Origin of the sequence: Streptomyces sp. NBC_00669 (assembly GCF_036226785.1) — a bacterium.
Classification (GTDB): Bacteria; Actinomycetota; Actinomycetes; order Streptomycetales; family Streptomycetaceae; genus Actinacidiphila.
This window is the reverse complement of sequence record NZ_CP109018.1, coordinates 380,663-402,361: the sequence shown is the minus strand read 5'-3', so window position 1 is coordinate 402,361 and position 21,699 is coordinate 380,663. Positions and strand designations below refer to the sequence as shown.

General features: G+C 72.6%; 21 protein-coding genes and 1 riboswitch. Of the genes, 12 read left to right on the top strand and 9 right to left on the bottom strand.

The window, feature by feature from the left end:
• Positions 1-191: 191 nt before the first annotated feature.
• Positions 192-626, bottom strand: a complete 435-nt coding sequence (locus tag OG896_RS01715) for an NUDIX domain-containing protein (protein ID WP_329361671.1) — start codon at positions 624-626, stop codon at positions 192-194.
• 94 nt (positions 627-720) lie between these two features.
• Here OG896_RS01715 and OG896_RS01710 point away from each other — a divergent pair, with 94 nt between their 5' ends.
• The gene (locus OG896_RS01710) at positions 721-1,257 is read left to right on the top strand and encodes a CbrC family protein (RefSeq protein WP_329361669.1); all 537 of its coding nucleotides are present in this window, start codon (positions 721-723) and stop codon (positions 1,255-1,257) included.
• Between the two features lie 20 nt (positions 1,258-1,277).
• On the opposite strand, the gene OG896_RS01705 is transcribed toward OG896_RS01710, so the two are convergent.
• Together OG896_RS01705 and OG896_RS01700 are read right to left on the bottom strand one after the other, a co-directional pair.
• Positions 1,278-1,802, bottom strand: coding sequence for an AAA family ATPase (locus tag OG896_RS01705; RefSeq protein WP_329361667.1), 525 nt, complete (start codon positions 1,800-1,802; stop codon positions 1,278-1,280).
• 85 nt (positions 1,803-1,887) lie between these two features.
• Positions 1,888-2,871: a ribonuclease BN gene (locus OG896_RS01700; RefSeq protein WP_329361665.1), complete on the bottom strand. Its 984-nt coding sequence runs from the start codon at positions 2,869-2,871 to the stop codon at positions 1,888-1,890.
• A gap of 187 nt (positions 2,872-3,058) precedes the next feature.
• Between OG896_RS01700 and OG896_RS01695 the strand changes: the two genes are divergently transcribed.
• On the top strand, positions 3,059-3,652 hold the full coding sequence (locus OG896_RS01695; RefSeq protein WP_328473086.1) for an NADPH-dependent FMN reductase: 594 nt from the start codon (positions 3,059-3,061) through the stop codon (positions 3,650-3,652).
• Positions 3,653-3,724: 72 nt separating this feature from the next.
• On the top strand, positions 3,725-4,156 hold the full coding sequence (locus OG896_RS01690; RefSeq protein WP_328473089.1) for a winged helix-turn-helix transcriptional regulator: 432 nt from the start codon (positions 3,725-3,727) through the stop codon (positions 4,154-4,156).
• Positions 4,157-4,213: 57 nt separating this feature from the next.
• On the opposite strand, the gene OG896_RS01685 is transcribed toward OG896_RS01690, so the two are convergent.
• Positions 4,214-5,698 carry a GDSL-type esterase/lipase family protein gene (locus tag OG896_RS01685; protein ID WP_329361663.1) on the bottom strand — a complete coding sequence of 495 codons (1,485 nt, stop codon included), beginning with the start codon at positions 5,696-5,698 and terminating at the stop codon, positions 4,214-4,216.
• A 496-nt stretch (positions 5,699-6,194) separates the two neighbouring features.
• A riboswitch (guanidine-III (ykkC-III) riboswitch) is annotated at positions 6,195-6,258 on the top strand.
• Between the two features lie 31 nt (positions 6,259-6,289).
• Between OG896_RS01685 and OG896_RS01680 the strand changes: the two genes are divergently transcribed.
• Positions 6,290-6,610 (top strand): DMT family transporter, encoded by a 321-nt coding sequence (locus OG896_RS01680; RefSeq protein WP_328473093.1) that lies wholly within the window; start codon positions 6,290-6,292, stop codon positions 6,608-6,610.
• Positions 6,611-6,755: 145 nt separating this feature from the next.
• Here OG896_RS01680 and OG896_RS01675 read toward each other — a convergent pair whose 3' ends face one another.
• From OG896_RS01675 to OG896_RS01665, 3 genes are all read right to left on the bottom strand, one after another.
• Positions 6,756-7,676 (bottom strand): LAETG motif-containing sortase-dependent surface protein, encoded by a 921-nt coding sequence (locus tag OG896_RS01675; protein ID WP_329361659.1) that lies wholly within the window; start codon positions 7,674-7,676, stop codon positions 6,756-6,758.
• A 364-nt stretch (positions 7,677-8,040) separates the two neighbouring features.
• A complete protein-coding gene (locus OG896_RS01670; protein WP_329361658.1) occupies positions 8,041-8,880 on the bottom strand; it encodes a glycoside hydrolase family protein in 840 nt (279 codons plus the stop codon).
• 12 nt (positions 8,881-8,892) lie between these two features.
• Positions 8,893-9,690, bottom strand: a complete 798-nt coding sequence (locus OG896_RS01665) for a thaumatin family protein (RefSeq protein WP_329361656.1) — start codon at positions 9,688-9,690, stop codon at positions 8,893-8,895.
• Positions 9,691-9,941: 251 nt separating this feature from the next.
• Between OG896_RS01665 and OG896_RS01660 the strand changes: the two genes are divergently transcribed.
• Both OG896_RS01660 and OG896_RS01655 read left to right on the top strand, forming a co-directional pair.
• Entirely contained in the window at positions 9,942-10,382 is a 441-nt protein-coding gene (locus OG896_RS01660; RefSeq protein ID WP_329361654.1) for a MarR family winged helix-turn-helix transcriptional regulator, read from the top strand.
• A 129-nt stretch (positions 10,383-10,511) separates the two neighbouring features.
• Complete coding sequence (locus OG896_RS01655) at positions 10,512-11,084, top strand: YbhB/YbcL family Raf kinase inhibitor-like protein (RefSeq protein ID WP_329361652.1); 573 nt, start codon at positions 10,512-10,514, stop codon at positions 11,082-11,084.
• Positions 11,085-11,211: 127 nt separating this feature from the next.
• On the opposite strand, the gene OG896_RS01650 is transcribed toward OG896_RS01655, so the two are convergent.
• Entirely contained in the window at positions 11,212-13,863 is a 2,652-nt protein-coding gene (locus tag OG896_RS01650; RefSeq protein ID WP_329361650.1) for a discoidin domain-containing protein, read from the bottom strand.
• On the opposite strand from OG896_RS01650, the gene OG896_RS01645 reads away from it, so the two are divergent.
• Both OG896_RS01645 and OG896_RS01640 read left to right on the top strand, forming a co-directional pair.
• Positions 13,841-14,146 carry a hypothetical protein gene (locus OG896_RS01645; RefSeq protein ID WP_329361648.1) on the top strand — a complete coding sequence of 102 codons (306 nt, stop codon included), beginning with the start codon at positions 13,841-13,843 and terminating at the stop codon, positions 14,144-14,146. The two genes, OG896_RS01650 and OG896_RS01645, sit on opposite strands and share 23 nt — an antisense overlap.
• A gap of 337 nt (positions 14,147-14,483) precedes the next feature.
• A complete protein-coding gene (locus tag OG896_RS01640; protein WP_329361646.1) occupies positions 14,484-14,903 on the top strand; it encodes a PPOX class F420-dependent oxidoreductase in 420 nt (139 codons plus the stop codon).
• An 83-nt stretch (positions 14,904-14,986) separates the two neighbouring features.
• Here OG896_RS01640 and OG896_RS01635 read toward each other — a convergent pair whose 3' ends face one another.
• Positions 14,987-15,913 (bottom strand): zinc-binding dehydrogenase, encoded by a 927-nt coding sequence (locus tag OG896_RS01635; protein ID WP_329361645.1) that lies wholly within the window; start codon positions 15,911-15,913, stop codon positions 14,987-14,989.
• Between the two features lie 239 nt (positions 15,914-16,152).
• On the opposite strand from OG896_RS01635, the gene OG896_RS01630 reads away from it, so the two are divergent.
• From OG896_RS01630 to OG896_RS01615, 4 genes are all read left to right on the top strand, one after another.
• Positions 16,153-16,707 carry a TetR/AcrR family transcriptional regulator gene (locus OG896_RS01630; RefSeq protein ID WP_329361642.1) on the top strand — a complete coding sequence of 185 codons (555 nt, stop codon included), beginning with the start codon at positions 16,153-16,155 and terminating at the stop codon, positions 16,705-16,707.
• Between the two features lie 387 nt (positions 16,708-17,094).
• The gene (locus OG896_RS01625; RefSeq protein ID WP_443056902.1) at positions 17,095-19,320 is read left to right on the top strand and encodes a glycoside hydrolase family 27 protein; all 2,226 of its coding nucleotides are present in this window, start codon (positions 17,095-17,097) and stop codon (positions 19,318-19,320) included.
• A gap of 113 nt (positions 19,321-19,433) precedes the next feature.
• The gene (locus OG896_RS01620) at positions 19,434-20,729 is read left to right on the top strand and encodes an ABC transporter substrate-binding protein (protein ID WP_329361640.1); all 1,296 of its coding nucleotides are present in this window, start codon (positions 19,434-19,436) and stop codon (positions 20,727-20,729) included.
• A 1-nt stretch (position 20,730) separates the two neighbouring features.
• Positions 20,731-21,687 (top strand): carbohydrate ABC transporter permease, encoded by a 957-nt coding sequence (locus tag OG896_RS01615; RefSeq protein WP_329361638.1) that lies wholly within the window; start codon positions 20,731-20,733, stop codon positions 21,685-21,687.
• Positions 21,688-21,699 lie beyond the last annotated feature (12 nt).

Here is a 21,699-nt window from a genome sequence, read left to right as displayed (position 1 = left end):
GGTGATGGGGCGCGGACGCCGGCAACTTTCAGCGGCGTGAAAGTCCGCTCGCACAGGCGTTTGCCGCGTGCTCATGTGACGGCAACTCCGCGGGCGCCGAACGGACGTGCGCCCGGCGCCGCATCCCGGATCGCCCGGCGCCGCCGTCCGGATCGCCCGGCGCCGCCGTCCGGATCGCCCGGCGCCGCCGGTCAGGCGAGCATGCGCAGAGCGTCCGCGGTGGCCGGGGAGAGCCGCGGACCCGACGGCTCGGCCAGCTCGGACAGCGGTATCCAGCGGGCCGCGCTGGTGGAGCCGTCCTGCTCGGTGACGGTGAGCGGGCCCGGCGCCAGGCGGACGAGGTGGAAGAGCCCGACCAGGTGCCAGCTCACGCCGAGCCGGTGCGCGGTGTACGTCCGGGCCTCCAGCAGGCGGGCGTCGAGCAGTTCGAGGCCGGTCTCCTCCCGCAGCTCCCGGGCGAGCGCCTCGGCCGGCTGCTCGCCGGGGTCGATGCCGCCGCCGGGCAGATGCCACGACCCGGGCTCGAACACCGGTGAGGCGTCGGAGAGCCGGGTGAGCAGCAGTCGCCCGTCGGTGCGGGCGATGGCGTAGGCCGACACGCGGGTGCGTACGGGCTGCTCCGGCACGGCTTCCCTCCAGGGCGGCTCGGGACGACGGGACCCCCATTCGATCATGCGGCCGGCGTGCGCGCCGCGCGGGGGAGCCGGTACGGTCACGCCCGTGACGGAGCCGCTGCCCCACTTCCCCTACCACCCCGACCCCGTGGCGACCGGCTCGGTCGCCGCCGCGGACCGGACCTGCGTCTGCTGCGGGCGGGCCCGCGGGTACCTCTACCGCGGTCCGGTCCACGCCGAGGCCGACCTGGCCGGCCGGATCTGCCCCTGGTGCGTGGCGGACGGCAGCGCCGCGCGCCGGTACGACGCCCACTTCATCGGTGACCCGATCGGCGACGACGTGCCGCTGGAGGTCCTGCTGAGGGTGGACCGCCACACGCCCGGGTACAGCGCGTGGCAGGACCCCCGCTGGTACTTCCACTGCGGCGACGGTGCCGCGTTCCTCGGCGCGGTCGGCGCGGCCGAACTCGCCGCGTACCCGGACGCGTCGGCCTTCCTGCGCGGTGAGATCGCGAACTGGGGCTGGGCCGTCGAGGACATCGTGAAGTACCTCGCCGCGCTGGACCGCGACGGGCAGCCGACCGCGTACCTCTTCCGCTGCCGGGTGTGCGGCGCCCACCTCGCCCACTCCGATTTCACGTAGCACGGGCGCCGGCGTCTTCGTCAGGTGAAGGAGGGCCAACGGTCGGTGGACCAGGCGTGCCAGGTGGGCCAGGGGGGAGGGGGAGGGTCGAGGTCGTGTCCGGTGAGCTCGGCGGGGGTGGGCTCCTGGAAGGCGGCTCGCCAGCGGAGGAGGTCCGCTTCGGTCATGGGGAAGGTCTCGTCCGGGGTGGTCGCCTGGCGGTGGGCGATCCGGGCGCGTTGGGTGTCGAGGTCCACCGGCGCGTACACGAGGTGGCAGGTGGCGCCCGCGGACCTCGCCAGCCAGCGGATCGCGGACCGCTCGTCGCGCGACCAGCAGCCGAAGTCCAGGATCACGTGGGTGCCCAGCCGCAGCGCCTGCAGGGCGAGGGAGAGCAGCCGTCCCTCCAGCACGTCGCGCTTGCCGCCCGCGTCGGACTCGCCGAAGAGCGGGATCATCCACTCGTCGGGCGTCAGCCGCAGCGCGCCGTGCTGTGCGGCCAGCTCCCGGGCCCGCGTGGTCTTGCCGGCTCCGGGCAGGCCGACGGTCAGGAACAACAGGGTCACACCGGGATCGTTCAGGGAGACCGGGGCGGAGGACAACTGCTTTCTCCGGGCGGGTACGGACTCGGGTGCCGGTTCAGGTGCGGGTTCAGGTGCGCGGGGGCGGCGCCCCGGACCGGCCCGGAGCCGAGGCCGGGCGCGGCACGGCGGGGAGGAAACGGGAGAGCGGGGGCTCGGTGGCCAGGACGGCGCCCGCGGTGATGGTGAAGGTCAGGGTGACGCAGATCGCGATCAGCCAGGACAGGAGGGTGAAGACCGAGCCGAGCGGGCCGTAGGTGGCGAGGCTGCGGTTGAGCGCGATCGGCATGTAGACGCGGGCCGTGACCGAGAGGGCGGTCATCGCGGCGGCGGTGAGGACCGCCCCCGGCAGCAGCGGCAGCCAGGGCAGGCGGGCGCCGAGCAGGAGGTGCTGGGTCCACCACCAGACCGCGAGGTCGGCGAGGAAGATCAGCGGCACCCCGAGCCACGGCCCGGCGCCCAGCCCGTCGCGCAGCGGCCCTTGCAGGACAAGCACCGCCACCCAGGCCACGATCCAGGCGAACCAGCGCCACACCACCACCCGCGCCGCCGAGCGCGGCAGCAGCCAGGCGCGTTCGCAGACCCTGGCCATCGCCCGGCTGCTGGCGGTCGCGGCCAGCAGCGCGACCAGCGCACCGATCGCCCCGGTGGTCTGCCGCTCGGTGTCGGTGTCGGCGCTGTCCGGGCGGTAGAGCTGTTCGAGCTGGCGCTGGGCGCTTCCGTTCAGCCCGAAGAGGTCCTGCGCGGAGTCGACGATGTGGGTGCGGACGGACTGCGGGGTGAAGGCGGCCGCCACGAACATGAACGGCACGGCGGTGAGGAAGAGCTGCGCCGCCAGGCGGGTGGCCGCGTCCAGCAGGTTCACCGACAGCAGGCGCGCGGTCAGCTCGGTCAGTACGGGGAAGCGCTGCTCGGCCGTCCGGCGCGCGGCCAGCGTCCGCACCCGCAACGCCGACCAGCGCCCGCGCCGGCGTCCGCCCTCGCGCGCCCGCGCCCGCCGGGACCCGCCGCCCTTGCGGTCCGGCTCGCCCGGAGGCGGGGCCGTGGTGGCCATGGCTACCTCCGGCACGTGGGGGACGCACTGAGGGAATTATGCGATGAATGCGGTATTCACGCCGTTCGGGGCAGGCCGGAGCCGCGAGGAGAATCCACTAAGGTATTCTTAGTGCGCCGGGCGGATCGGCCCGGCGTACCGCTGGAACCGCGGAAACACCGAAACGCAGCACGCAGAAGGAGACGCGATGTCGAAGCTCGGGATCATTGTGGCGAGCACCAGGCCGGGACGGCTGGGTCTGCCGATCGCCCAGTGGTTCGAGGGGGAGGCGCGTACGCACGGCGGCTTCGACGAGATCGACCTGATCGACCTCGCCGAGATCGCGCTGCCCTTCATGAACGAGCCGAACCACCCGCGGCTCGGCCAGTACACCCACCAGCACACCCGCGACTGGAGCGCCCGGGTCGCCGGCGTGGACGCGCTGGTCTTCGTGATGCCGGAGTACAACTACGGCTACAACGCCGAGCTGAAGAACGCCATCGACTACCTGCACAACGAGTGGCTCTACAAGCCGGTCGGCTTCGTCAGCTACGGCGGGGTCTCCGCGGGCACCCGCGCGGTCCAGATGATCAAGCAGGTCGTGACGACCCTGAAGATGACGCCGGTCTTCGAGGGCGTCAGCATCCCCTTCGTCCGGCAGTTCATCGACGAGGAGGAGCAGGTGCAGCCGAACGAGACCATGCTCGCGTCGTCCAAGGCGATGCTGGACGAGCTGGTCAGGGTCGAGGCGGCGCTGCGCCCGCTGCGGCCCGCTCTGGCAGAATCCCGGCAGGGCGCGTAACACCGCACCGACAGCGCCGCGCGCGGGCCGCCCGCCCGCCCGCGGCGCGCACTACGGAGACGGGGGTCCCCGATGGCGTCCCAGGACCACGCGGCGGCGATCGAGATCCACCGGGTGTGCGAGCGGTTCCACGCCGCCATCGAGCTGATCGGGGGCCGGTGGACCGGCGCCATCCTGCGCGCCGTGTTCACCGGCCAGCACCGCTTCGCACACATCCGGGCGGCCGTGCCGGGGCTGAGCGACACCATGCTCGCCCAGCGGCTGCGCACCCTGGAGGAGCACGGCGTGCTCGAACGCCGGGCCGGGGCGAGCGGCCCGGCCCCGGTCGAGTACCACCTCACCGACAAGGGACGGGAGTTGGAGCCGGTGCTGGAGGCGGTCATCGCCTGGTCGCACCGCTGGATTCCGCTCCCGCCGGCTACCGCGCCCGATTCGCCGCCCGCGCCGGCTCCTTCGTCCGGGCCCGACTCGCCTTCCGCGCAGGCCCCTTCGCCCGCGGGGTGACCGCGCCCCTCGCACCGGCCCCGGCCTCGCCCCGCCGCTCGCTCCGGCCCCGCCCGGCTACGACGTGATCAGGTCGAACTCCTCCCACGGCCCGATCGCCGTGCGGTTCGCGATCAGCGGCGCCGCGCCCGCGTCCTCCGCCGTCACGTAGTCGCCGTCGGCCCGCGCCAGCAGGCTGACGCTGCCGTCGCCGTTGTGCACCAGCTGGAAGGTCTCCCATCCGCCGACCGCCGTACGGTTGGCGATCAGCGGGTCGGCGCCGGCGTCGTCCGCGGTCACGATCAGCCCGTTCGCGTGCGCGCGCAGCGCGATGTCGCCGCCGCCCAGGTCGAGTTCGTCGAACTGCTCCCACGTCCCGATCGCCGTGGCACTCGCGATCAGCGGTGCCGCACCGGCGTTGGCGGCCGTGACGTAGTCGCCGTCGGCATGCGACCGCAGGCTCACCACGCCCGCGGACGGCTGGCTGCCGGAGCCGTCGAAGAGCGACAGGTCGACGGCGTCGGCGATGGCCTGCAACCCGGCCTCGTTCGGGTGGAGATGGTCACCCGCGTCGTACGACGGCAGGTAGCGCTCCGGGTTCGCCGGGTCGTGGGTCGCGGCGTCCTGGTCGACCACGGCGTCGCACCCGCTGCCCGCGCCGCGGATGAAGGCGTTGACCGCGTCCCGGGAGTCCTCGCCGGCCTGCGACCAGCCGCCCGACCCCTGGAACGGGGTGAGCGTCGAGCACAGGAAGGAGATGCCGGCCTGGTGCGCGCGCGAGATGAGCTGCTGGAGCGCGGCGATCAACTGGTCACCGGTGGGCGGGTTCGCCACCCCGACATCGTTGATCGGGTCGTCGGAGAAGATCACCCAGCGCACTCCGGGCTGGCCGACCACGTCCCGGTCGAAGCGGTTGAGCGCGCTCTGCCCGGCGCCGTCGCTGAGCAGCTTGTTGCCGCTGATGCCCTGGTTGAGCACGCCGACCGTACGGCCGCTGTCCGACAGCCGCTGCGCGAGGTCGTTGGGCCAGCGGCGGTTGTCGTCCTGGGCCGAGGCCACCCCGTCGGTGATCGACGCGCCGAGCGTGACCACCGCGCCCGCGGCCGCGGAGTTCTGCACGTCCAGGTTGGTCAGGAACGCGTAACTGCCGCTCGTCGAGGCGCCGTTGAGCGTCACGTCGCCGCTGACGTCGCCGCCCGCAAGATAGTTGGTCTGGGTGCCCTGCTGGTGGTAGGTCGCCGAGCCGGTCGCGTTCGGCAGGTAGAAGCTGACCGCCACGTCCGACAGCGCGGACACCGTGAACGCGACCGAGTCGCTGACCGCCGTGCCGCCGGCCGGGATCGTCACCGACGGCTGCCCGCCGAAGTCCACCACCCGATCCGTGCCGGTGTCCACCGACGAGCCCGAGGTGCGCCGCGCCACATGCACGTCGGAGACGGTCAGCGGCGCCGACCCGAAGGCGTTGGAGATCCGGATACGGGCCGCGCTGCCGCCGATGCTGGTGTGCACGATCTGCCGGAGCGTCTGCTGGCCGTACGACGGGCCGCCGCTCTGCGGGGACACCGACCAGCTCCCGGTCCAGCCTCCGGCGTCGGCGGCCGGAGCGGTCGTGCGCGCGGGGGCGGACCGCGGTGCGGACCTGGATACGGACCCGGATGCGGATGCGGCTGCGGGCTCGGATGCGGTCGGCGTCGCTGCCGACGCGCCGGAGGACAGTGCCGGGACGGACAACCCAGCGGCGAGCAGGACGGCCGCGAGGACCGCCGCTCGCCGGCGGGCCGGTACGCGTCGTTGCATGGGAACTCCTGAGGGGGGAGGGGCGGGCGGGATGCCTGCTCCGTGGAGGTGCGACGGCGGACGCCTGGACTGTAAGTCCGCGCCCTGGTCCACGCCAATCCCCTTGCGGGCGGCGAAAGTTCGGATGACTCGCGGACGGATGTCCCGTGTGGTGGCGAAATCCGGCCGACCGGCGCCCTGACATCGGATCTCTCGGCCGCCGAGGTGGTGTGGTGACTCCGGTCACCACTTCGGCCGCACGGCTGCCGCGGCGCCGCGATTTGCTACGGTTGAGGTGTTCGCCCCGACGAGCGCGCCGTACCGGGACCCTGCAAAGACGGCGCACCCCCGTAGTCACCAACCCGCGGAGGTGCCGTCATGGCATGGGTCCTGATCATTGTCGCCGGTCTGCTCGAGGTCGCCTGGTCGATCGGCATGAAGTACACCGACGGTTTCACCCGGCTCGGGCCGAGCCTGCTCACCGGGGCCGGCATCGTGGCGAGCATGCTGCTGCTCTCGCAGGCGGCGAAAACCCTGCCGATCGGCACCGCCTACGGCGTCTGGGTCGGCATCGGCGCGGCCGGCGCCGCGGTGGTCGGCATGCTGCTGCTCGGCGAGCCGATCTCGGCCGCGCGGATCTTCTTCGTCTGCCTGCTGGTCGCGTCGGTGGTCGGGCTGAAGGCCACCTCGGGCCACTGACCGGCGTCGCCTCGCCCACGGCCCGCCCGGCGCGTCCTCCGACGCCGCCCGCGGGCACGGACAGGGGCCCGGATGCGGACTTCCGCATCCGGGCCCCTGTGGCGCTACGGCGCCGTCAGCTGCGACGGCTCCGCCTGACGCTGTGTCAGTGCGCGCGGCCGGTGCCGCGGCGGCGTACCACGAAGGTCACCGCACCACCGAGGGCGACCAGCACCACGGCGAGCGTGGCGAACAGCCCGGTGTTGCCGCTGCTGCCGGTGTGCGCGAGCGAACCGGTCGCGGACGGCGACGGGGAGTCGGTGTCACCGACGGCCGGCGCGCTGCTCGTGGCGGTGGCGGTGGCGCTCGCCGTGTCGCTCGGCGTGGCGGAGGAGGTGTCCGTCGGGCTGCCCGACGGCGTGCCGGTCGGGGTGTCCGTGGGGGTGCCGGTCGGCGTGTCCGTCGGCGTGGCGCTGTCCGAAGGGGACGGCGACGCCGGGGGAGTGGTGGGCTCGGTGGTGGTGCAGTCCTTGCCACCGGTCGGCCCGTTCCACGAGGCGAGCAGGTTGGAGCCGATCACCGACCCGTTCGGGCCGTGCGGCGCCGGGCCGTGGCCCGCGCCGGTCTTGCCGTCGTACTCGGTGCTGCCCTTGTACAGGTCGATCTGCGCGAAGCAGCCCGTGGCGGGCGCGGACACGGTGAGCGTGCCCTTCTTGTGGCGCTGCACGGTCACCGTGGAGAAGTCGGTGAGCACCTGCTGGCCGGAGGACGCGAAGTCCGGGCCCTGCGCGAGGTAGACCGCGAGCGAGACCGTGCAGGTGCCGCCGTCGGCGGTCACGCCGATGCTGATCCTGCCGTCGCTCGACGGCTTGATCGAGGCCAGGCCCTTGCCGGGCGTCCACGTCTTGCCCTCGACGGTGAACACGCACTTGCCGTCAGGGGTGGGCGTGCCGCCCGGTCCCTTGTGCTGCGCCGGATACGTCGACTGCCCGCCGTGTGCGGACGCCGGTCCGGCACCCACTGCCGTGGCGGCCGCGACCGCGGTCGCGGCCACGGCTATCTGCCATGTTCTGGTGCGTCTTGACATGAGAAAGCACCCCTCCCTCGTGCTCGGCGACCCGTGGTCGCACACGAGGGAGATCTGCTCCGGCGTGCGCCGCACCGATGTGCGCGGGCGTCGTGCGCCGGGGAACGGAATACGCCGGGCAGCCCCGGACCCGGGATCATGACGCATCGTGTCGGTGTGACCGGAGGTATGTCAAGCCAGGTCATAACGGCGAACACACCCTCGTCCCACCGCGTTTCGCCCGTTCCCGGACCACCTCTGACACCACCGGACGCACTCACCCCGCGCTCCCCGGCCGCCTCCCCGGGGGAGGTCGCGTGTCCGGCGGGGAGGCGATCGGGGGCAGGCGGTCGCGGCAGGTGGTCGGTGGTCCGGTGGCCGGTGGTCAGCTCGCCGCGCGGTAGGCCACGCCCGAGGAGTTGGGCACGGTGCCGTCGTACAGGCCGGTGGGGCTGGTCGCGGTGGACAGGGTGAACCAGGCGTAGCGCTCGACGAACGGCAGGCTGTCGAGCATGGCCGTGGAGGAGGTGACGAAGTCGGTCTGCTGCTGGGCGGTCGGGTAGCGCGGCGTGCTGCCGGAGAAGTCGGTGAGGGCGTACTCGGTGAGCCAGATCGGCTTGTGGTAGCGGTCGTACACCGCCTGGAGGTAGCCGCGCAGCTCGTCCGCGGCCGCCGACGAGAAGTCGCCGCCGTACCAGTGCAGCGGGATGAAGTCGACGCGGTAGCCGCGGGCCGCCGCGCCCGACATGAACTGGTCCAGCCAGCCGCCCGGGGTGTCGCCGCCGTACGCCACCGCCGGGGCGCCGAGCCGCAGCCCGGTCGCCTCCAACTGCGGCCACAGGTCGAGCGCCTGGTCGGGGGACATGGCCGCCTGGCCGGCCAGGTCGGGTTCGTTGAAGCCGAGCAGTTCGGTGCCCTGCTGGGCGGCCTGGGCGAGGGCGGTGGCGTTGACGTCGGCCGCACCCCAGATCATCGGCACGAACTCGGTGCCGGCCGGCCCCGTCACGGCGCCGGGCGTGGTGCTCCAGTCGTAGTACCAGCCGGCCCCGACGTCGGCGAGCGCCTGCGAGGCGCCGTCGACCGGGGTGACGCTCACGCCCTTGCGCGCGTCGGCGCCGGCCGCGGGGGTGCGGCCGAGCACGGTGAGCACGGCCAGCACGGCCAGGGCGACGACCACGGGCAGCAGGCGGGCGGGGACGCGGCCGAGGCTTCGCGAAGTGGTCACGGCGACGTCCTCTCAGTGGAAGGTGACGGTGAAGCCGCTGCATGACGTGCAGTCGCGCACCACCTTGTTGCCCGGGACGGTGTCGGCCTTCGACCAGGCGTAGGCCCAGGGGCAGTGCCCGCCGATCGCGTCGCTGTACGGGGTCTGCGCGTCGCGGTCGGGGTTGACGCACAGCGCGAGGCCGGTCCCCACGTCGGTGGTCAGGTCGTCGGGCGGGCAGTACGGCAGCAGGTCGTCCGGGCAGCCCTCCGGGGCGCAGGCCCCGCCGTCCGGCGGCGGGGCGACACCGTCGGGGCTGATGGTGACCGGCACCGAGAAGGCGTTGACGTAGCTGACGTTGTACCAGGGCGCCAGGCTGTCGGACGGGTCGAAGTTGAACTCGGCGAGGCTGACCGGCTGTTCGCCGGTGGTGCAACTGCCCACCGAAGCACCGCAGTCACCGAGTACGCAGTGGAACGTGCTGCCGTCGGCTCCCGAACACCCCTCGCGGGCGAAGAACTTGCCGCGCCAGTGGCCGGCGCCGGTGTCCTCCGGGATGGCGACGGTGGCGGACTGGCCGGTGTCGAGCGTGGGCAGTCCGGTGAGCTGCGCGGAGCCGTCGGCGTTGACGTTGCTGCCGATCCAGATGGTCTGCCCGGTGTCGTTGACCAGGGTGACCGGGTGCTCGGTGACGGTTGGTGCGGCGGTGGCGGGTGCGGTCGTGCGATGCGGCGCCGTGGCGGCTGCGGCGGGGCCGCCGGCCGCGGCGGTGGCCGCGAGCACGCAGCTGACGAGGAGTAACAGGGCGGACAAGGCCGAACGCAGCCTCATACGGACCTCCGTGGGGGGAAGGACGTGGGCAAGGACGTCGGGAGGACATCGTTGCCATGGTCATGCCCGTCTGGTTCCCGGATGAAGCCCCGCTTGCCGCCGCGGGCGCTGTGCGCCGGGCGTACGGGGGTGGCGAGGGGGAGTCGGAGGGGGCGGGTGCCTTGGAGTCGCGAGCCGGGAGCGGGGGCCCGGGCGGGACGGGACTCGGGAGCCGAATTTGCTCAAGGCTGTTGATAAGTTAGGTTGAGTATATGGCCGACGAACCGGATGCCGGCGAGGTCGCCGCAGTCCTGCTGGCGAGCTTCAGCGTGCTGCTGCGACGGGTGCGACAAGTGCCCGCCGCGGGCGAACTCACCATGCCCGAGCGCAGCGCCCTGTCGCACCTGGAGCGCTCGGGCCCCACCACCTCCTCCGCGCTCGCCCGGGAGGTGCAGATCACCGCCCAGGCGATGGGGACGACGATCGGCGCCCTGCACGCCCGCGGCCTGGTCGAACGCCGTCCGGACCCGGACGACGGCAGGCGCGCCGTGCTCACGGTCACCGACGCCGGCCGGCAGGCGCTGCGGGACAAGCGCAACGCGCGGACCGAACTCATCGCCCAGGCCCTGACCAGCGGTATGTTCACCCCCGCTGAGCTGGATCAGCTCGCAGCGGCCGCCGCGCTGCTGGAGCGACTGGCCCGGAACATCTGACGCCGACGGAAACCAGCCGACCTCCCCAGGAGAGACAGCCATGGCACAGACGACGCACCACCGCACGTCCGCACCCGGCGGCGGCGCCACCGCCGCCGTCGCGGCGGTCCGGATGATCGGGGCGGCACGATGACACTGCTCGGCGGGCTGCTGAAGAACCGCAGGGCGGGGGACGCGCACCTGGCGTGGCACCTGCCCAACCTGCAAGGCCCTGACGAACTGGCCCTGACCAGCCGGGACTTCGACGAGGGCGGCGCCATGGCGCTGGAGCACTGCGAGAAGCGCGTGGGCGGCGCCGACCTGTCCCCGCACCTGGCCTGGACCGCGCCGCCGGCCGGCACCGCCCAACTCCTCCTGGTCGTCGAGGACATCGACGTCCCCCTGGCCAAGCCCGCCGTGCACTGCGTCGCCCTCGTCGACCCGGCGGCGGGGCACCTGGACCCCGGCGCGCTCCGCGCACGGCAACCGGCCCCCGGAGTACAGGCGTTGCGCGGCACCGTCGGGCGCGGGTACCGCGGCCCCGGGCCCATCAAGGGCCATGGGCCGCACCGTTACGTCTTCCAGCTGTTCGCCCTCGCCGCTCCCGTCGGCGCCACCCCTGACGGCACGTCACCGGAGCGGGCCCGTCCCCGCACCCTCCTGCCCACCGTCGCCGGGCCCGTCCTCGGCCGCGGCCGGCTGACCGGCGTCTACGAGCGCTGACCCCCGGTCCGGGGACCCCGGACCCGTGGCCCTCGCGCGAGCCGCCGTGCGGCGGGCGGCAACTGCCGCCCGCCGCACGGCGTTTCGTCGATCCGGCGCACGCCCTTGCGTGGCGCCCCCGGTCCGCTCAGCTGGTCCAGATCTGGAACTCCGCGATCTGCCCCGCGGGCCAGCCGGTGTTGGCGGTGATGTTCAGCCGGAAGTAGCGCTGGGTGGTGGCCGGGAAGGTGATCGTGACGGTGTTGCCGGTCGCCGGATCGAAGGTGTAGGCGGCCGAGGACTTCACGGTGCCGAAGGTCGTGCCGTCGGTGCTGCCCAGCACGGACAGGGTCTCGGTCCGCGCGCCCCAACCGGCGGGCAGTTGCAGCACGATCCGCGACGCGCTGTGCGCCGCGCCGAGGTCGGTCTGGAGCCACTGCGGAAGCGCGTTGTCGGCGCTCTCCCAGTACGTGTTCCGGGAGCCGTCGGTCGCGTTCGACGAGGGGTAGACGTCGGTGTGGCTCGACTCGCTCGTCGGACGGTTCGCGGCGAGGTCGACGGCGGCGGAGCTGTCCGCGGTGAAGGTCAGGGAGTTGACGTTCCAGCCGCCGCTGTCCTGGTTCAAGGTGAGCACCTGACGGCCCGCGGGCAGCGTGACCTCGGTGTTCACGGTGGCCCAGTCCTGCCAGTCCCCGGTGCCGGGCAGGTCGACGGCGCCGCTGAGGTTCGCGCCCGCCGCGTCGGACAGGTGCAGCGCCCCCGGCACCGCCGCCGGATCGGCCACCCGCAGGCCGACGGTGTACGTCCCGGCCGTGGCGACGTCCACGGTGTAGCGGAACCACTGCCCGCTGTCGCTCCAGCCGAGGTCGTAGCCGCCGCCGGTGTCCGAGGTGGTCTCCAGATTCACCCCGTCCGCACGGTAGTTGTCGGCGTTGCCGTTGACGCTGGTGACGTGGTACGCCACTCCCTCGCCGCCGGTGTCGTAGTTCTCCGCCTGGACCGTGCCCGGGACCGCTGCCGCGGTGCCGCCGAACGGGCCCTCGGGCGCGGAGGGTTCCCAGTTGTTGCCGCTCAAGGTGGCGGTGAATCCGCTGGAGTTGTTGATGTACGCGGTGGCCCCGGTGTGCAGGCCGCTGACGGTGTTGCCGGTGATGGTCGCCGAGCCGGTGGGCGCGGGGTAGAACGGCGGCGCGATCACCACGCCGTTGCGGCCCGGGTCGGTGACGGTGTTGTCCTGTAGAAGGGAGTTGGTCGAGGTGGAGAAGTCGATCCCGTCGTAGAGCGAGTCCGTGACGGTGTTGCCGGTGGCGGTCACCGAGTCGACGACGCCGGTGTTCTGCCCGTCGCCGCCGTTGCCGATGTGGAAGGCGGGCTGGCCCTGGCTGTAGGCGTTGCCGCCGGAGCGGACGACGGTGTTCCCGGAGATCGTCGCGGACAGCAGGTCGCTGCCGTTGACGCCGAACCGCCCGGCGCCCAGGCCGATATAGCGGGCGGTGTCGCTGATGTAGTTGTCGGTGACGTGGTGGCCGCTGCCGCCGTAGATCCCGATGCCCTTGCCGCCCCAGGGCGCGATCGAGGTGTTGTTGCTGACGGTGATGTTCGTCATCGGGTTGTAGAACGTCTGGGAGCCGTCGCTGTTGGTGTTGTAGTGCACCGAGTTGATGGCGATGGCGTCGTCCCCGGTGCCGCGGACGAAGTTGTTGGTGACGGTCAGGTTGTTGCCGGTGTCGGCGTTGAGCGAGACGTTGTTGACGTTGATGCCGTCCGCCCAGACCGAGGTGAGCCGGCTGTTGCGGACGGTGCCGCCGGTGCCCGAGGCCCAGAAGCCGGACATGGTGTGCTGGGTCCAGATGCCGTCGGCGACCCAGTTGGTGCCGGTGGTGTCCATCGCGCCGCCGTCGCCGCCGACGGTGCCGCGGCTGACCGCGTTGGCGTCGATGTGGAAGTTCTGCACGGTGCAGGAGGTCACGTCGAACAGCGCTGCCAGCGGCGTGCTGTTGGGCACGGGCACGTCGCGGTAGACGGTGCTGTACCACAGCCCCGCGCCCGCGATGGTGATCCCCTGCGCGGTCAGGCCGGTGGTGCCCTTGACGTAGAAGGTGCCCTGCGGAATCCAGAGGATCTTGCCCTGTGACTGGGCCTGGTTGATGCAGCTCTGGATCGCGGCCCGGCTGTCCACCGCCTGGCCGTCGGCCGCGCCGTTGGTCGGGGTGTCGTCGGAGACCGCGCCGCAGCTGGTGATCGAGATCGAGTTCGCCGGCTGGGCGAGCGGCGCCGGCGGGTTCTCCACGTCGACGGAGTCCACGTCGTAGGAGGACGCGCTGTTGGCGGCGTCCTTCTGGAGCGAGAAGGTGGCGCCGGCCGGGATCGGCGTGCCGGTGACGAAGGTGTGCGACTCGTCCCAGAAGACCCGGGGGTCGCCGTCGGCCGGGTTCTGGTTGTCGCTGGTGTTGTAGTTGTTGTTGCCCTCGTACACCCAGCTCTGCTTGGAGTTGAGGTTGAGCGCCTGCCGGAACACCCCGTTGACGTACAGGTCGAGCGTCGCGGTCTGGCCGCCGCCGGACGCCGAATCGGGGATGCTGGCACGTACGTTGAGGAAGCTGATGGGCGATCCGGTGCTGTTCGTCCACCGCACGGAGTTGCCGGTGCCGCCGAGGTGCACGTAGGCGTGGCCGGACGCTTCGAGGGCGGCGCTGGAGTACTGCGTGGTCGGCGCCGACGTCAGCGAGGTGACGGTGGCGCCGCCGCCGGTGGTGCCGGCCTCGGCCTCGTAGGTCGTGAACGAGGTGGTGGCGCCCACCCCGGCGGTGGCGGCCGGCGCCTGCCGGGCCGCCTTGCGCGCCGAGGACGAAGCCGAAGGAGAAGCAGAAGCCGAGGACGAGGCCGAGGACGAGGCCGAGGCTGGGGCCCGGCTCGCGGCCTGGGAAGCGGAACCACGTGCGGTGTGCGAAGCGGAGGGGGAAGCGGCGGCTGCCGGCACGGCCGACAGGCACAGCGCGCCGATCGCCGCGAGGGCAGTCGCCGCCAAGGTGCGCCCTGCGTGGCGGGTACCACGCGGAGGTCTGGGGATCGCCCGCATCTGAAGCTCCTTCAGTACCAGGGGAAATCGGCGCCCCGACCGTACAGATTCGCCCCATAGCCCGCAAGCTTCCGCGCAGGAAAAGAAAATTCGCGTCACGAGCGTGGAAGATCCCCGCCGACGTGGGATCGCGGGGCGCCCGCCGGGAACCTCCCGGTCCGGCGCCCGCCCCCCGGTTCGCCCCCCGGCCGCCCCCGGTTCGGGGGTCTTGTGCCTGCTGCGCACCGGCGGGTTCAGCGCGTTCAGCGCGTTCGGCGGGTTCGGTGGGTTCGGCGCGACGCGGGCGATGCAGAATGACGGTGATCCGGAACGCGACCACCGCACCACCGAGGAGGACCCTCATGTCCAAGCCGCCGCTGCCCGAGGACGCCGTCGCCATGCTGGGCAAGGCGAACCCGGCCGTGATCACCACGCTGCGCCCGGACGGCCAGCCGGTCTCTACCGCCACCTGGTACCTGTGGGAGGACGGCCGGGTCCTGGTCAACATGGACGAGGGGCGGAAGCGGGTGGAGCACCTGCGCAACGACCCCCGGGTGACGCTCACCGTGCTGGACAAGGACGGCTGGTACACGCACATCAGCCTGGTCGGCCGGATCGGCGAAATCGTCCCGGACGAGGGGCTCGCCGACATCGACCGGCTCTCCCGGCAGTACACCGGCAAGCCGTACGCGCGCCGCGACCGCGCCCGAGTGAGCGCCTGGATCGAGGTCGAACGCTGGCACGGCTGGGGCGCGTTGAAGGACAGCAGCCAGCCCGGCTGACCGATCCGCCCCGGGGTCGGCGGGGGAGACCGGCGGTGACGGCCGGCGGGGGAGGAGGGACGGTCGGCCGGGCCGTGAGGCGGTCAGCCGATGCTCAGCACCGCCTTGCCCCGCAGCCGGCCCGCGGACATCCGCTTCAGCAGCGGGCCGGCGCCTGCCCAGTCACCGCGGTGCCCGATCTCGACCTGGAGCCTCCCCTGCGACGCCAGGTCCAGCAGCGCGGCCATGTCCGCGGCGTCACGGCTGCCGTCGCCGTCGCTGTAGACGAAGTGGCGCAGGGTCAGGGCCGAGCCGTCCTGGAGCTGGCGGAAGAAGTCCAGCGTGATGGGGTCGCCGCTGGCCTGCCCGAACCAGAGGAACTGACCGCCGGGGCGCAGCTTGTGGGCGGTCTTCGAGCCCAGCTCGCCGCCCACGGACTCCAGCACGACGTCGAACGCACCGCTCTCGACGGCGTCGATGTCGAGGGCGACCTTGGCGCCCAGTGCCTCCATGTGCGCGGTCGGCTGGCCCTGCGCGGCGACAGCGGTGATCTCGGCGCCCTCCGCGACGGCGAGCTGGATGAGGACCTGGCCGACCCCGCCCCCCACGCCGGTGGCCAGGAGACTGCGCCCCCGGAGCGGGCCGGCCAGCGCGAGGAGCCGCTGGGCGACCAGGCCGCCCAAGGGGAGTGCGGCGGCGGTGGCGGAGTCCACGTCGCCGGGGATGGTCGCGAGGCGGTCGGCCGAGGCGGCGACGTACTCGGCGCCGGCGCCCCCCGAGGGCAGGTGCAGGACCACCCGAGTGCCCTCCGCCGGCCCGCTGCCGTCGGCCGCTGCCTTCGCGACGACTCCCGCCGCGTCGATACCGGGGCGGAACGTGCTCGAAGGGTCGCTCAGATACAGGAAGTCGGCCCGGTTGAGCGCGATGTCGGTCACCTGGACCAGCGCTTCGCCGCTCCGCGGTGACGGGAGATCGACCTCTCCCAGCGCGGTGAGAGTCTCCGGGTTGCCGGTCGGGATGAGCGCGCGCATGAACACACCTCTCTGAGAAGCGGAAGTATCACTACCGGATTACCGTAACGCTTGAAACGGTAGTGGTGCAACCGGATCGAGCTGGGGTGGGTGGGGCGGGGCGAGGTGGGGCCTGTCCGACGAGCGCTGCCGCCACAAGAAGCGGTAGTATCGCTACCGAATCTCTGCCGAATCCACCGCCGCTGCCGAGATGGGCGAACCGCCCCTGCTTCGGTGGGTGTCACGACCAGGAGTCCGGTTTGACCGCCACGCCACCGCGCGCACCGCGCAAGGACCAGGTCCGCAACCGGCGGCGCCTGCTCGACGCTGCCCGGCTGGCCTTCGCCGAGCAGGGGGTCGAGCTGAGCATCGAGGCGCTGGCCCGGGCCGCGGGCGTGGGGGCGACCACCTTCTACCGGCACTTCCCCACCAAGGACGACCTCGTGCTCCAGTTGCTGGAGGACCTGGCGGGCGGCGCGAGCCAGGTCGCGGAGGAGGCGGCCGCCCTCGCCGACGACTGGGACGCCTTCCGCACGGTGTTCGCCCGCGGATGCGTGCTCGACGACGAGGGACTGCGGTTGTTCGACGCCCTGTGCAAGACGAGCCCGCAAGCGGCCGAACGAGGGCGGGCGATCACGGCCTCCCTGGTCACCCCGGTCGTCGACCGGGCCCGGCGCGGCGGTCGGCTGCGCCAGGACGTCGCCACCGAGGACGTGGTGGCGCTGATGCGGATGGCCGACTCGGCCTCGACCCCCGCGCAGCGAGAGACCGCGCACGAGGTGATGCTGGCCGGCCTGCGCGCCCCTGCCGCGTAGCGCCCTCGCGCACCGGGACCCGGGCGGCGACCTGTCGGCGGGCCGCGCGGGCCCTGCTTGTACGGCGGTCGGGCCGCCCGGGCGGACGACCTTCTCGCCGCGCGGGCCGAGGGCCTTCTCGCCGCGCGGGCCGAGGGCCTTCTCGCCGCGCGGGCCGACGGCCTTCTCCCCGCGCCGCGCGCCCGCGCGCGCCGGTCTGCTTCCCACCGTGGACGGCCCTCGGCACCGAGCCGGCGGCTCCCCCTGGCCAGAGTTTTAGTTTATTAGTAATAAACGTTGACACGCTCCGGCGCCCCCCGCACAGTCTTCGCGTGGCGGGGCGTCCCCGAGTGCTCGGGTGACGCGGTCCCGCGACCTTCGCGTATCCCCGACTCCTCGGAGAATCAAGTGACTTCGCATCACGCAGGGCTCACACGCGTGCGGCGGGCGGCGCTGGCCGCGGGCGCCGCCACGCTGCTGGCGGTGGCGCTGCCCGGCGTCGCGCAGGCCCGCAGCGGCGGCCCGACGCCGAACGGCGCCACGCACGCGACCCCCGCCGGCCTGAAGGCCGGCTCCGCCCCCGGCGCGGCTGCGGGCGCCGCCCCCACCGGCGGATACGGCAGCGGCCTCGCGCCGACGCCGTACATGGGCTGGAACACCTACTACGGCCTGGGCGCCCCGACCGAGGCGCAGGTCAAGAGCGTGGCCGACTACCTGGTCAGCAGCGGGCTGCGCCGCAGCGGCTACGACATCGTGTGGCTGGACGGCGGCTGGCAGGCCGACAACCCCCGTGACGCGCAAGGGAACCTGACGGCCAATCCCGAGCGCTTCCCCGACGGCATCCCGTCGCTGGTGAACTACCTGCACGCGCGCGGCCTGAAGGCCGGCATCTACACCGATGCCGGCGACTACGACCCGGCGAGCTGCGGGCTGGGCAGCCGGGGCCACTACCAGCAGGACGCCGACCTCTTCGCGAGCTGGAAGATCGACGCGATCAAGGTCGACTTCCTCTGCGGGATCGGCGAGAAGCTGACGCCCGGCCCGGCGTTCCGGCAGTTCAGCGACGCCGTGGCGAAGTCGGGCCGCGCGATGCTGCTCAACCTGTGCAACCCGCTCACCGACGACTGGGGCGTGCCCCACGACCCCGACCAGGACGCGCACAACACCTACGTCTACGGCCCGACCACCGCGGACTCCTGGCGCACCGGCACCGACATCGCGTGGGGCACGCCGACCGCGGGCGAGTTCCCGAACGTGCTGCGCAACATGGACGCCAACGCCGCGCACCCCGAGGCACAGGGCCCTGGCCACTGGAACGACCCGGACTACCTGATCCCGATGCGGCCGCTGGCAGACGGGTCGTACGAGATGAACCAGGAGGAGTCCACCACGCAGCTGGTGATGTGGGCCGAGACGGCCTCGCCGCTGGTGATCGGCTCCGACCCGCGCACGCTGACCCGGTCGATGCTCGCCACGCTGGAGAACCCGGAGATCCTGGCGGTGGACCAGGACCCGCTGGGCATCCAGGGCGTGCGGATCGCCGGTGACGCCACCGGCGACACCTACAGCAAGGTGCTCCAGGGGTCGGGGCGCCGGGCGGTGGTGCTGCTCAACCGCTCCGACCAGCCCGTGCTGCGCACCGTGGACTTCGCCGGCGCCGGGCTGACCGGGAAGGTCGCCGTCCGCGACCTGCGGGCCCGGGCCGACCGCGGCACGCACCAAGGCGCGTACACCGTCAGCGTGCCCTCGCACGGCACCGCCTTCCTCGGGCTGTCGGGCACCGACACCGCGCCGGGCGTGCGGCTCGGCGGCGCCGCGTCGAGCGCCGACCCGGCACTGGTGCGGGACGGCTCCACGCTCACCGCGTTCACCCGCGGGCGGGACGGCGCGTTGGAGATGCAGACCGGGCGGGACGGCCGCTGGTCCGGGCGGGCCACCGGACTCGGCGGGCCGACCGGCGGTCGCTTCACCGGCCAGCCCGCGGCGTACGGCTCGGCGGGCGGCCGGATCGACGTGTTCGTGCGCGGCACCGACGGCCGCGCGTACCTGCGGACGTACGACCATGGCCGGTGGGGGAGTTGGCAGGACCTCGGCGGCTGCCTCGCCGACGCGCCGACCGTGGCGTATCGCGGCCCCGGTGACTGGACGCTCTTCGCCACCGGCACCGACGGCACGGTCACCAGCCGCGGTACGGCGGCCGGTTGGACCTCGATCGGCGCCCCGAGCGGCCTCGCGCTCACCGGCCGCCCGTCCGCGGTGACCGACGCGGCGGGCCGTCTCCACGTGGCGGTGCGCACGGCCGACGACGCGGTATGGACCCGGGTGCGGGAGGCGTCGGGCAGCTGGTCGGCGTGGTCGTCGCTGGGCGGCACGGTCAGCGGCAGCCCCACCCTGGTCGCCACCGGCGGCAGCGTCCAGCTCCTCGCCCGCGCCTCGGACTACACGCTGTGGCAGCGGACGTACGACGCCCAAAGCGGCAGCTGGGGCGGCTGGTTCGCGCAGCCGGCCTTCGCGAGCGGCAGCTTCGACGGGGCGCCGGGCGCCGTCGCGGGCCCGGACGGCGGCGTGCTCGCGGCCTTCCGCGGGGTCGGCGGCGCGGTGTGGCAGAGTTCGCTCAGCACTCTTACTCAATAAATTACGAATTAATCTTGACGCCGTCGCGGCGTCCCGACAGTCTGTACGAGCCGAACGGGAGCTCCGCCGCCAGGGGGCGGGGCTCCGTCCGGCGTGGGCGCAAAAGGAGTCCCATGAACACCTCACCAACCACCCGCCGCAGCTTCCTCGCCGGAGCCGGCGCGCTCGGTGCCGCATCGCTGCTGAGCGGCTGCGTCACCTCCGGGTCCTCCGGTGGCAGCAGCAGCCAGGCCAAGGGCGGCACCGTCAGCTTCCAGTCCAACCTCTCCTCGCCGCAGGCCAAGTCCGCGATGCAGGACCTGGTGGCGGCGTTCAACAAGCGCGGCGGCGCCAAGGCGAGCCTGAACACCGTCGCCTCGGAGACCTTCCGTACCCAGCTCCCCACCTACCTCACCTCCGGCAACCCGCCGGACCTGCTCACCTGGTACCCCGGGTCGGTCGCGAACGCGTACGCCGAGAAGGGCCTGCTGCTGGATGTGGACGACATCTGGACCGGGTCCGAACTGTCCGGCTACTCCGACGCGTTGAAGAAGCTGTGCACCGACTCGCAGGGCAAGAAGGTCTTCGTGCCGGCCAGTTACTACTGGTGGGGCGTGTTCTACAAGAAGTCCAACTTCCGCAAGTGGGGCGTGACCGAGCCGAAGACCTGGGACGAGTTCCTGGCGCTGTGCGACACGTTGAAGTCCAAGGGCGTCGCCCCGATCGGGCTGGGCGCCGGCGCCGACACCGCCTGGGTCGCCTCCGCGTGGTTCGACTACCTGAACATCCGGATCAACGGCGCCGCCTACCACCGTGAACTCCTCGCCGGAAAGCACCGGTTCGACGACCCGCAGATCCACAAGGTCTTCGACACGTGGTCCCAGGCGCTGCCCTACTTCGACCCCAACGGCACCGCGCTGTCCTTCCAGGACGCCACCACCGCGATGCTCAACAACCGCACCGGCATGATGCTGATCGGCACCTTCTTCGCCGACGCGGCCCCCAAGGACCAGCTCGACGACATCGACTTCTTCCGGTTCCCGATCATCGACCCGAAGATGCCGCTGGTCGAAGAGGGCCCCACCGACGGCTACTTCGCCAGCGCGCACACCCACCACCAGGCCGAGGTCAAGGAGCTGATGCGCTATCTGGCCACCGCCGAGGCGCAGGAGATCTACCTCAAGGGCTCGTCCGGCACCTCCATCCCGACCAACCCCACCGCCAAGGACTCCGGCACCGCGCTGGTGAAGAAGGGGCGGGCGATGATCGAGAGCGCCGCGGACGTCACGCAGTTCTTCAACCGCGACTCCAGCGACGCGCTCCAGCCCACCGCGGACACCGCGCTGACGAAGTTCCTCGCCAAGCCCAAGCAGATCAACTCGATCCTCACCGGCTGGCAGCGCGACGCACAGAAGATCTGGAGCCAGTGACATGGCGGTACTGACCCCGGCCCGGGGCGGGAACGGGGGTGTCGAGGCGGGCGCACGCTTCCGCAAGGGCCTGCGCGGCGGCCGGCGCCGCGGCTCCACCCGGGTGCCGCCCGTGGTGCTCGCGTTCGTGCTGGTCCCGCTGCTCGCCGAGGGCTTCTGGGTGTTCTGGCCGGCCCTGCAGGGCTTCTGGCTCTCGCTCACCAAGTGGGACGGCGTCTCCCCGCCGCAGTTCATCGGCCTGGGCAACTACCGGGAGATGGTGCACGACACCGTCTTCCATACCGCGCTGCTGGACACCGTGCTGTGGCTGGCGCTGTTCGGCGGGCTGTCGGCGATCCTCGGCCTCGGCGCGGCGCTGCTGCTCCAGCAGGAGCGCCGCGGGGTCGGGTTCTACCGCGCCGCGCTCTTCCTGCCGGTGGTCTTCTCGCTCACCGCCACCGCACTGGTGTGGCAGGCGATGTACCAGCCGGACGGCCTGGTCGACAAGACGATGTCGGGCCTGGGCCTGGGCTCCCTCACCCACCCCTGGCTCGCCGACCAGGACACCGCCCTGTACGCGGTGATCGTGCCCGCCCTGTGGCGCCAGATCGGCTACGTCATGGTGCTCTACCTCGCCGGACTCAAGGGCATCGACCCGGCCCTGTACGAGGCCGCGAAGATGGACGGCGCGACCCGCTGGCAGCAGTTCCGGCACATCACGCTGCCGCAGCTCAGCAGCGTCAACGCGGTCGTGCTGTCGGTGATCATCATCGACTCGCTGCGCTCCTTCGACGTGGTGTGGGCACTGACCCGCGGCGGCCCGTACCACTCCTCCGAACTGCTCAGCACCTACATGTACTCCACCGCGTTCCAGTCCCTGCGGCTCGGCTACGGCTCCGCGCTGGCCGTGGTGATCTTCCTGCTGGCCTTCGGGGTCATCGCGACCTACCTGGTCCGGGCGTTCAAGGAGGCCGACTGATGGCACAGTCCA

What these genes read in the sequence shown, in the direction of transcription:
- OG896_RS01680 (WP_328473093.1), top strand. Translation starts at nt 6,290, where the DNA reads ATGGCATGGGTCCTGATCATTGTCGCCGGTCTGCTCGAGGTCGCCTGG.
- OG896_RS01620 (WP_329361640.1), top strand. Translation starts at nt 19,434, where the DNA reads ATGAACACCTCACCAACCACCCGCCGCAGCTTCCTCGCCGGAGCCGGC.
- OG896_RS01660 (WP_329361654.1), top strand. Translation starts at nt 9,942, where the DNA reads ATGGCCGACGAACCGGATGCCGGCGAGGTCGCCGCAGTCCTGCTGGCG.
- OG896_RS01700 (WP_329361665.1), bottom strand. Translation starts at nt 2,871, where the DNA reads ATGGCCACCACGGCCCCGCCTCCGGGCGAGCCGGACCGCAAGGGCGGC.
- OG896_RS01640 (WP_329361646.1), top strand. Translation starts at nt 14,484, where the DNA reads ATGTCCAAGCCGCCGCTGCCCGAGGACGCCGTCGCCATGCTGGGCAAG.
- OG896_RS01655 (WP_329361652.1), top strand. Translation starts at nt 10,512, where the DNA reads ATGACACTGCTCGGCGGGCTGCTGAAGAACCGCAGGGCGGGGGACGCG.
- OG896_RS01665 (WP_329361656.1), bottom strand. Translation starts at nt 9,690, where the DNA reads ATGAGGCTGCGTTCGGCCTTGTCCGCCCTGTTACTCCTCGTCAGCTGC.
- OG896_RS01690 (WP_328473089.1), top strand. Translation starts at nt 3,725, where the DNA reads ATGGCGTCCCAGGACCACGCGGCGGCGATCGAGATCCACCGGGTGTGC.
- OG896_RS01675 (WP_329361659.1), bottom strand. Translation starts at nt 7,676, where the DNA reads ATGTCAAGACGCACCAGAACATGGCAGATAGCCGTGGCCGCGACCGCG.
- OG896_RS01635 (WP_329361645.1), bottom strand. Translation starts at nt 15,913, where the DNA reads ATGCGCGCGCTCATCCCGACCGGCAACCCGGAGACTCTCACCGCGCTG.
- OG896_RS01615 (WP_329361638.1), top strand. Translation starts at nt 20,731, where the DNA reads ATGGCGGTACTGACCCCGGCCCGGGGCGGGAACGGGGGTGTCGAGGCG.
- OG896_RS01695 (WP_328473086.1), top strand. Translation starts at nt 3,059, where the DNA reads ATGTCGAAGCTCGGGATCATTGTGGCGAGCACCAGGCCGGGACGGCTG.